Genomic DNA, 8336 nt, shown 5'->3' on the forward strand with positions numbered 1-8336 from the left:
CGGCCCGCCAGCGGTCGCGTACCGGATCGGGGCCCGGTGCCTCTGCGTCGGTTGCTTCGGTCACCCGGGGAACGTAACGGATGCGGACAGCGGGTGGCGGACGCTCCTAGCGGACCGTCTCCAGGACCTCCGACGCTCCGAGCGCCTCGGCGATCGAGCCGAGGGCGTCGTCGGCGTCGAGGGCGCGGAGCTGCTTCTCGCCCACGCCCAGGTCGTCGAGGATCTCGCTGTCGCCGACCGGGCTGTGCGGCACGGCCTCGGCGCCCGTGCCGTCGTCATCGTCGTCGTCTGGCTCACCGTCCTCCGTGCCGTCGAGGTCGAGGGCGTCCAGGTCGGGGTCGTCGCCGGGGTCCCTCCCGAGCAACTCGTCGGTGAGCAGGATCTCTCCGTAGCTGCTGCGGGCGGCGGCGGCGGCGTCCGAGACGTAGATACGCGGGTCGTCCTCGCCATCGATGCGGACGACGCCGAACCACGCGTCCTCCTGTTCGATGAGCACCAGCACCGTGTCGTCCCCGGGTGAGGCTTCACGGGCCAGTTCGGCCAGATCCGACAGGGTTTCCACATCGTCGATCTCTGTGTCGCTCGCTTCCCACCCGTCTTCGGTGCGCGCGAGCAGTGCGGCGAAGTACACCGTGACTCTCCCACTGGTCATAGGTGTGCCGGTTGGGGGTTCCCCCGGCGGAGGCTGATGGGTGGGGAGGTTTGTGGTCCGAGCCCCACCCACTCGGAATCGTGGCAGAAACAGAGCGCCCAGGGGACGTCTTCGGCTCCCTGTGTCCGGCTCTTTTGATCGCCGGTGGGTCCGCCGTCACCTGCGTACCTGCTGCCGCCACGAGCGGATCGTACGCGGACTTCCTTGCCGTATCCGTACGGCCACCCCGTGAACGTCCCGTGTGTGTCCCGGGAGCATGGCGTGAGCGGCCCACCCGGCGGGATGGGGAGGGGGCGGAGCGAGACTGCGCGCAGGGGCGAGACCGCAGCGGGGCCGGGCCGGGGCGGCTGGGCGAGCCGCGGCTGCCGGTGGGTGGTCCGGCCCGGCCCGCCCCCGATCACCAGCGGAAGGTGCGCATGCGCATGGCGCGGCGCAGTCGGGCGGCCTTGGCGCGGCGGGGCTGGACCCGGTCGCGCAGCTCCCGCGCCTCCGTCAGCTCCCGCAGGAACTGCGCCCGGCGCCGGCGGCGCGCGGCGTCGTTGTCCCGGCCGTCCCGGCTATCCCGGTTCTCCCACGTATCCCGGTTCTCCGGGCGATCCGGGTTGTCCACTTCCGCCATGGGCTCACCACCGTCCGGCATCGGCTCATCACCCCAGCTACACCCCTCCCACCTTCCCTCTGACGGGGGGTTTGACGCCATCGGAAGAGTGACGTGGGTGAGGTTCGGGTGTCGGACGGACGAGCTGGCGTGGAGGGGGCCGGGGACGGGGGGCCCGGCGTTGTGGCCCCGGTTACTGTTGTGGACATGCGCCTCCATGTCGTCGACCACCCCCTGGTCGCACACAAGCTCACCACGCTGCGCGACCAGCGCACCGACTCCCCGACCTTCCGTCGTCTCGCCGACGAGCTGGTCACCCTGCTCGCCTACGAGGCCACGCGGGACGTGCGCACGGAGCAGGTCGACATCAAGACGCCGGTCGCCGCGACCACGGGCGTCAAGCTCTCCTACCCGCGCCCGCTGGTCGTGCCGATCCTGCGGGCCGGCCTCGGCATGCTCGACGGCATGGTCCGGCTGCTGCCGACCGCCGAGGTGGGCTTCCTGGGCATGATCCGTGACGAGGAGACGCTCCAGGCCTCCACGTACGCGTCGCGCATGCCCGAGGATCTCTCCGGGCGCCAGGTGTACGTCCTCGACCCCATGCTCGCCACCGGCGGCACCCTCGTCGCCGCGATCGGTGAGCTGATCGCGCGCGGCGCCGACGACGTGACCGCCGTGGTGCTGCTCGCCGCCCCCGAGGGTGTCGAGATCATGGAGCGCGAGCTGGCGGGCGCCCCGGTGACGGTCGTGACCGCCGCGATCGACGAGCGCCTCAACGAGCACGGCTACATCGTGCCGGGCCTCGGGGACGCGGGCGACCGGCTGTACGGGGCGGCCGAGTAGCCCATACGGCTACGTAGTACGGGCCTCTCGCGAGGCCGGGTTCAGCAGGTCTTCGTCGCGGTGGGCGTCGGCTCGGGGCTGGTCAGGGTGGCCAGGGCCTTGTCGGCGTCCTTCTGCTTGCTGAGGGCCTTGAAGCCGGTGCCGATGACGAGGTCGACCTCGGTGGCCTTCTCGCGGCCGTCGGTCTTCAGCCGTGCGCCGGTGAGCTGGGTGTTGACGACGGGCAGTGCCGCGCCCTCGGCGGCCTTCGCGCCGAGCAGTAGCGCGACACCCTTGACCTTCTTGTCGTACTCCTCGGTCGCGTTCCCCACGTCCCCGATGCGGAAGCCGCGCTTTTTCAGCTCGTCCGCCGTCTCTTTGGCGAGACCGGCGCGGGGCGTGGCGTTGAGGACGTTGACGGTGATCTTGCCGGGGGCGGGGAAGCCCTTGCCGGAACTCCCGTCCGAGCCGGTCGCCTTCGGAGAGGGGCTGACCCGGGCCGCGCAGTCCGCCTTGGGGCCGGCAGCGGCCGCCTGGTCGTTGTCGCCGGTGAAGACGTCGATGAGCTGCAGGGTTCCCCAGCCGATCAGGCCCAGCGCGGTGACGGACGCGACGGCCGCGAGTACGAGCCTGCGCCGCCTCTTGGGTCGGCGCAGCCGGGGGTACTTGTCCCCCGTGATCCGGTACTGGCCGCCCATGCCAGGAGGAGTCAGCATGCTCATGAGCGCAGCGTAGTGCCGTTGGACAGTGATGCCTACTAGATGATCATTGGCCGCGCTGCAGTCCAACCCGAAAGGGCCAACCGGTGAGGCCTGGGCTAGTCCAGTTCGAGTACGCGGGCGTGGAGTACCTGGCGTTGCTGGAGTGCCGCGCGGACGGCGCGGTGGAGGCCGTCCTCCAGATACAGATCGCCCTGCCACTTCACCACGTGCGCGAAGAGGTCGCCGTAGAAGGTGGAGTCCTCCGCGAGGAGGGTCTCCAGGTCCAGTTGCCCCTTGGTCGTCACGAGCTGATCGAGGCGGACCGGGCGCGGGGCGACGTCCGCCCACTGCCGGGTGCTTTCCCGGCCGTGGTCGGGGTACGGCCGGCCGTTTCCGATGCGCTTGAAGATCACACGGAAAGCCTACCGGGCGAGACGTTCCGGGCGCAGCCATGGCGACGGAGTGCGACCCCGGAAAAAACGTCACCAAGTTGGACCAAACGGTAATTCGGTGGGGGTTCCGTGTCGATCGTGGGTGCCCGGTCGGGTGCCCGGTCGGGTGCTTGCGGGTTCGCCGTGTGCTCGCTGGGGGTTTCCCGGAGGGGTGCAGGGAGGTTCGGCGGCGGGCTGTTACTTGCCGGAGGCCTTGGATGCCTTGGAGGCCTTGGAGGCCTTCGATGGCTTGGAGGCTTTGGCGGCTGCCTTCATTTCCTGTTTGTGGGCGCGGACCTTGGTGAGGGAGTCGGGGCCCTTGATGTCGGCTACGGAGCGGAAGGAGTCGGGTTCGCCGTAGGCGCCCGCGGCTTCGCGCCAGCCGGTGGGGTGGACGCCGAGTTGTTTGCCCAGGAGGGCGAGGAAGATCTGGGCCTTCTGGCTGCCGAAGCCGGGGAGGGACTCCAGACGGGCGAGGAGATCCTCGCCGGTGGCCGCGTCCCGCCAGACCGCGCTCGCGTCGCCGTCGTAGTGGTCGACGAGGTACTGGCACAGCTGCTGGATGCGCTTGGCCATCGAACCGGGGTAGCGGTGCACCGCCGGTTTGTCCGACAGCAGCGCGGCGAAGGTCTCCGGGTCCGTCGCGGCGATCTCGTGCGCGTCCAGATCGTCCGCGCCGAGCCGTCGCGCGATGGTCCAAGGTCCCTTGAACGCCCACTCCATCGGCACTTGCTGGTCCAACAGCATGCCGACCAGCGCGGCGAGCGGACTGCGCCCGAGCAGCTCGTCCGCGTCGGGGTCCTGAGCGAGGTGAAGGGTGACGTTCATGCCCTGATGATCGCCTGCGGGAGGGCGCACCGCAGCCTGGGCCGGCGCTTTGCGGCCCGGTGCCGCTTGCCGGGGCCGGCTCTGCCCCCCTTCCAACCTTCCAACGGCCCGGCTGCCAGGCCGCGGTTTCCCGTCCGCGCGGCCCCTACGGTCGCCAAAAGCCCAGCGCGTGCAGCCGTTGTTTCGGGAGGCCCAGTTCTTTGCGGAAGTACGACGTGAGGGAGCGGGTGGTCGTGGTGTCGCAGGCGATCCAGACGTAGGGGGCGGGGGTGTGTTCGAGGAGGGTGGGGGCGGCGGTTCTGACCTGGGTGAGGAGGTGGGCGCCGGCGTCCTGGCGGGGGACCGGGCGGAAGTCGTGGCGGGTGGTGTCCAGGCGCAGGGGGAGGCCGGGCGCGGGCTCCCCGTTCGTCTCCGGCGGGGTCTCGAACCAGATCGTCGCCGGTGCCGGGGGGAGGGCGGTCAGGAGGGAGTTGATGGCGGGGAGGGAGGCGGGGTCGCCGATGGCGAGGAGGTGGGACGGGGCGGGGTCCGGGTCGGTGAAGCCGGTGCCGTGGACCGTGGCCTCGATGGTGTCGCCCGGCCTCGCGGAGCGGGCCCAGTCGCTGGCGTGACCCCCGTGGAGGGCGAACTCCAGGCTGAAGGTGCCGGTGGCCGGGTCGGGGTCGACCAGGGTGTACGCCCGCTGGTGCGGCTTGCCGGCGGCCTCGAACCAGAGGCGTACCCACATCGTCGGATGGACGCCGGTCAGCCGGAGCATGCCGCCGTCGGTGAGGTGGAGCCGGCGGTAGTGCTCGGTGACTTGTTCCGCACCGGTCACCGTGAAGACGAAGTCCTTCCCCCGGAGCAGTCTGAGGACCGCTCCCTCCCAGCCGTGCCCCTGCCCCATGGCTTCTGCACCCTTCACGTACTCTTTGATCACAGACTGCTTAGGTGAGGCTAACCTAAATCACAGCCAGGAGGCGGAGATGCGGGAATCCAGTGGTGCGCAGGGGCAGGTTCGGAGGAACCGTTTGAGCGACGGGACATATCGCGACGCCTGGGGCATTCCTCATCTCCGTGCCGCCGACGCCCGTGAACTCGCCCGCGCCCAGGGCCGGGTCACCGCCCTCGACCGTGCCTGGCAGCTCGAGGTCGAACGCCACCGCGTCCAGGGCACCTCGGCCGCCTTCCTGGGCGTCGAGGCCCTCGGCTGGGACCGCTTCGCGAGGCGGGCCCTCCTCGGTGACACGGCCCGAAGATGCTTCGCCCGGCTGGAGAGAACCGACCCGGAGACCGCCGACTGGGTCCGGGCCTACGTCGAGGGCGTGAACGAGGGGCTTGCCGAAGGGGCCCGGCGCGCGCCGGAGTTCGAGCGGGTCGGGCTCGCCCCCGGCCGGTGGGAGGCCTGGCATCCGCTCGGCGTCTGGCTCGCCACGCACATCCTGTTCGCCGGGTTCCCCGCCAAGCTCTGGCGCGAGGAGGCCGTACGGCATCTCGGCCCCGACGCGGTCGGGCTCTTCGCCACCGACGGGCCCGCCACCTCCGGCAGCAACGGCTGGCTGGTCGACGGGTCCCGTACGACGACCGGGCGGGCCGTCATCGCCGGTGATCCGCACCGTTTCATCGAGGACCCGGGCGTCTACCAGCAGATGCATCTCTCCTGCCCCGAGTTCGACGTCGTCGGCCTCGCCGTGCCGGGGCTGCCCGGCATCGCCCACTTCGGTCACACGGGGCACGTGGCCTGGGCGATCACCAACGCCATGGCCGACTACCAGGACCTGTACCGGGAGCGGCTCCGTCGACGGGCCGAGGAGGAGGATGGGGATGGGGATGGGAGCGTCGTCGAGGCGCTCGATCCGGACGGGGAGTGGCGGGCCGTGCGGCGGCGGCACGTGGAGGTCATCGAGGTCGCGGGCGGGCAGCCCGTCGAGGTGGAGGTGATCGAGACCGCGCGGGGGCCGGTCGTCATCGGGGGCCTGGATTCCGACCAGGACTCCGGCCCTGGCCCTGGCCCTGGCCCTGGCCCTGGCCCCGAAGCCGAAGCCGAGGCCGAGGTCGAGGTCGAGGCCGAGGTCGGCGTCGGCGTCGGCGTCGGGTGCGATTCCGATTCCGATTCCGATTCCGATTCCGTCGGGCCCATCAGTCTTCGATATCCACCCCGCGTCACCGAGGATCTCGGGCTGAGCGCTCTTCTCCCCCTCCTCCGGGCCCGTGAAGTCGCCGACATCGACCGGGCGTTCGATCGCTGGGCCGAGCCCGTGAACGTCGTGCAGGCCGCGGACGTCCGGGGCGGGGTGCTGCACCGGGTGGCCGGGCGGGTCCCGGTGCGGAGCCTGGCCAACCGGACGCGGATCGTCGCGGCCTGGGAGCCGGGGCACGAGTGGGAGGGGTGGCACGGGACGCCGTACGGCACGTTCGAGGACGGGGTCGCCGTGATGGCCAACCAGCGCGGCCCGGCGACCCCGCTGGGCGTGGAGTTCGCCCCGCCGCACCGGGCCGCCCGTATCCGGGAGCTCCTGGACGAGAAGCGGGTGTGGTCCGCCCCGGACATGCCCACCATCCACATGGACACCCATCTGGCCTCCGCCGGGCCGCTGCTGGACCACCTGGCGGCCCTGAACGGCGGTGGGTCGGAGGGCCTCGCTCCGGCCGCGGCCGCGCTGTGCGGGCGGCTGCTGCGCTGGGACCGGCGGATGGCGGCCGACAGCGTCGAGGCGGCGGCGTACGCGGCGCTGCGCGGGGCGGTCGTACGACGGCTCGCCGCCCACCCCGCCTTCGCCGCGCTGGCCGTACCGCCGACGTACCCCGAGGTCTTCCGTCCGTGGCTCTCGCTCACCGTCCGGATCGGGTTCGCGCTCGAACATCTGCTCAGGGCCGAGGAGTTGTACGGGATCGACCGGGCGGCGGTCGTGCGGGAGGCGGTGGAGGAGGTGGCCGGCGTCGAGTTCGGACGCTGGGGCGACAGCCACCGGCTCGCGCCGTGGCGCGCGCTCACGGACGACGACCCGGCCGCGTCGTCCGCCTCGTCCCCGCCGTATGTCGCGCCGGGGCTGGCCGGTGACCACGACTGTGTGCTCTGCACCTCCGCCGTCCCCGCCATCACCGACCTCAGCGCCCGCGGCCCCGCCGCCCGCTACGTCTGGGACCTGGCCCGGCGCGAGGACAGCCTCTGGGTGGTGCCCTTCGGGGCGTCCGGCGTCGACGGCTCGCCCCACCACCGGGACCAACTCCCCCTGTGGATCAGGGGAGATCTCGTACCGGTCGTCACCGATTGGGACCGGCTCACCAGGGACGACGAAGACAGCGACAAGAACGCGGACACCGAGAACAACCGGGAGAACCACCATGACCGTTGAGGCGTACGGCGACCGCGCGGCCGTTCATGAGGAGGAGAACGACGGGTTCGGGACCGTACGGATCCTGCCGCTGGACGCGAAGGCCGATGCCGATGTGGTGCACGGCTGGGTGCGTGAGCCGAGGGCCGCGTTCTGGGGCATGAACGGGCTCACGAAGGAGCAGGTGCGGGAGATCTACGCGCACCTGGACACCCTCGGCACCCACCACGCCTACCTCGCGGTGCGCGACGGCGAGCCCGTCGGGCTGCTGCAGACGTACGAGCCGGAGGCCGACCGGGTCAGCGAGTGCTACGAGGTCGAGCCCGGGGACATCGGGGTCCATGTGCTGCTGGCGCCCGCCGGGCCGGGCGGGGGACGGCCGGGGTGGTCGGCCTCGCTGCTGGCGGCCTTCGCGTCGTACGCCCTGATCGGGCTGGACCGGCGGCGGGTGGTCGTCGACCCGGACGAGCGGAACGAGCGGGCGACCTCGCGCTTCCTGCGGCAGGGGTTCGAGCGCGGGCCGGTCGTCGTGCTGCCGGAGATCGATCTGCCCGATGTGTATCTGCCGGAGAAACGGGCGCGGTTGGCGTTCTTGAGGAGGGACGCGGTGTTCGGCCGGTAGGTCATTGTCTTCATGGCTTCACGTCTTCACGTCTTCACGTCTTCATGGCTTCATTGATTCGCCAGTTCGCTGGTTCTGTGTTCGATTGTTGGGCGTAGTGTCCGGCGGATGACTCCTGAAGAGCTCATAGCGCATTACGAGTTGGAGCCCATTCCGCGCGAGGGCGGTCGTTTCCGTGAGATGTGGGCGGGGCCCGTGCGCGGTGACGGGCGGCCCGAGGGGACCGCGATCGTCGCCCTGCTCACCACGGAGCCCGGGGACTACTCCGCGCTGCACCGACTGCCCGGCGACGAGGTCTGGCACCACTACCTCGGCGATCCGCTCCAGCTGCTCCTCCTGTCCCCGGACGGCTCCCGGGACGGCTCCCC

10 protein-coding genes are annotated in these 8336 nt (G+C 71.3%); 4 read left to right on the forward strand and 6 right to left on the reverse strand.

All coding sequences use genetic code 11. The annotated features are described in order from the left end of the window. Positions 1-106: 106 nt before the first annotated feature. Both I8N67_RS23960 and I8N67_RS23965 read right to left on the reverse strand, forming a co-directional pair. Complete coding sequence (locus I8N67_RS23960; RefSeq protein ID WP_200305358.1) at positions 107-631, reverse strand: tRNA adenosine deaminase-associated protein; 525 nt, start codon at positions 629-631, stop codon at positions 107-109. Between the two features lie 418 nt (positions 632-1049). Continuing rightward, positions 1050-1271, reverse strand: coding sequence for a hypothetical protein (locus tag I8N67_RS23965; protein WP_234046186.1), 222 nt, complete (start codon positions 1269-1271; stop codon positions 1050-1052). A gap of 186 nt (positions 1272-1457) precedes the next feature. Here I8N67_RS23965 and upp point away from each other — a divergent pair, with 186 nt between their 5' ends. Then, positions 1458-2093 (forward strand): uracil phosphoribosyltransferase, encoded by a 636-nt coding sequence (upp, locus tag I8N67_RS23970; protein WP_200305335.1) that lies wholly within the window; start codon positions 1458-1460, stop codon positions 2091-2093. A gap of 41 nt (positions 2094-2134) precedes the next feature. Here upp and I8N67_RS23975 read toward each other — a convergent pair whose 3' ends face one another. The 4 genes from I8N67_RS23975 to I8N67_RS23990 form a co-directional block, all read right to left on the reverse strand. Further along, positions 2135-2770, reverse strand: coding sequence for a LytR C-terminal domain-containing protein (locus tag I8N67_RS23975; protein ID WP_200305362.1), 636 nt, complete (start codon positions 2768-2770; stop codon positions 2135-2137). 119 nt (positions 2771-2889) lie between these two features. After that, complete coding sequence (locus I8N67_RS23980) at positions 2890-3186, reverse strand: type II toxin-antitoxin system VapB family antitoxin (protein WP_003999914.1); 297 nt, start codon at positions 3184-3186, stop codon at positions 2890-2892. A 216-nt stretch (positions 3187-3402) separates the two neighbouring features. After that, the gene (locus I8N67_RS23985) at positions 3403-4032 is read right to left on the reverse strand and encodes an HhH-GPD-type base excision DNA repair protein (RefSeq protein WP_200305337.1); all 630 of its coding nucleotides are present in this window, start codon (positions 4030-4032) and stop codon (positions 3403-3405) included. A 145-nt stretch (positions 4033-4177) separates the two neighbouring features. Further along, positions 4178-4918 (reverse strand): siderophore-interacting protein, encoded by a 741-nt coding sequence (locus I8N67_RS23990; RefSeq protein WP_200305339.1) that lies wholly within the window; start codon positions 4916-4918, stop codon positions 4178-4180. A 79-nt stretch (positions 4919-4997) separates the two neighbouring features. On the opposite strand from I8N67_RS23990, the gene I8N67_RS23995 reads away from it, so the two are divergent. The 3 genes from I8N67_RS23995 to I8N67_RS24005 all read left to right on the forward strand — a co-directional run. Then, a complete protein-coding gene (locus I8N67_RS23995) occupies positions 4998-7367 on the forward strand; it encodes a penicillin acylase family protein (protein WP_200305341.1) in 2370 nt (789 codons plus the stop codon). Next, entirely contained in the window at positions 7357-7968 is a 612-nt protein-coding gene (locus tag I8N67_RS24000; protein WP_200305343.1) for a GNAT family N-acetyltransferase, read from the forward strand. The genes I8N67_RS23995 and I8N67_RS24000 overlap by 11 nt, the downstream gene beginning before the upstream one ends. A 108-nt stretch (positions 7969-8076) precedes the next feature. Beyond that, positions 8077-8336 (forward strand): cupin domain-containing protein (locus I8N67_RS24005; RefSeq protein ID WP_200305345.1); only part of this gene is annotated, 260 nt, incomplete at its 3' end.

The organism is Streptomyces adelaidensis, from assembly GCF_016598475.1.
Lineage (GTDB): Bacteria > Actinomycetota > Actinomycetes > Streptomycetales > Streptomycetaceae > Streptomyces > Streptomyces adelaidensis.

Coding starts and splice junctions, on each gene's coding strand:
- I8N67_RS23990 (WP_200305339.1), bottom strand. CDS start 4,918: ATGGGGCAGGGGCACGGCTGGGAGGGAGCGGTCCTCAGACTGCTCCGG.
- I8N67_RS24000 (WP_200305343.1), top strand. CDS start 7,357: ATGACCGTTGAGGCGTACGGCGACCGCGCGGCCGTTCATGAGGAGGAG.
- I8N67_RS23985 (WP_200305337.1), bottom strand. CDS start 4,032: ATGAACGTCACCCTTCACCTCGCTCAGGACCCCGACGCGGACGAGCTG.
- I8N67_RS23995 (WP_200305341.1), top strand. CDS start 4,998: ATGCGGGAATCCAGTGGTGCGCAGGGGCAGGTTCGGAGGAACCGTTTG.
- I8N67_RS23965 (WP_234046186.1), bottom strand. CDS start 1,271: ATGGCGGAAGTGGACAACCCGGATCGCCCGGAGAACCGGGATACGTGG.
- upp (WP_200305335.1), top strand. CDS start 1,458: ATGCGCCTCCATGTCGTCGACCACCCCCTGGTCGCACACAAGCTCACC.
- I8N67_RS23975 (WP_200305362.1), bottom strand. CDS start 2,770: ATGGGCGGCCAGTACCGGATCACGGGGGACAAGTACCCCCGGCTGCGC.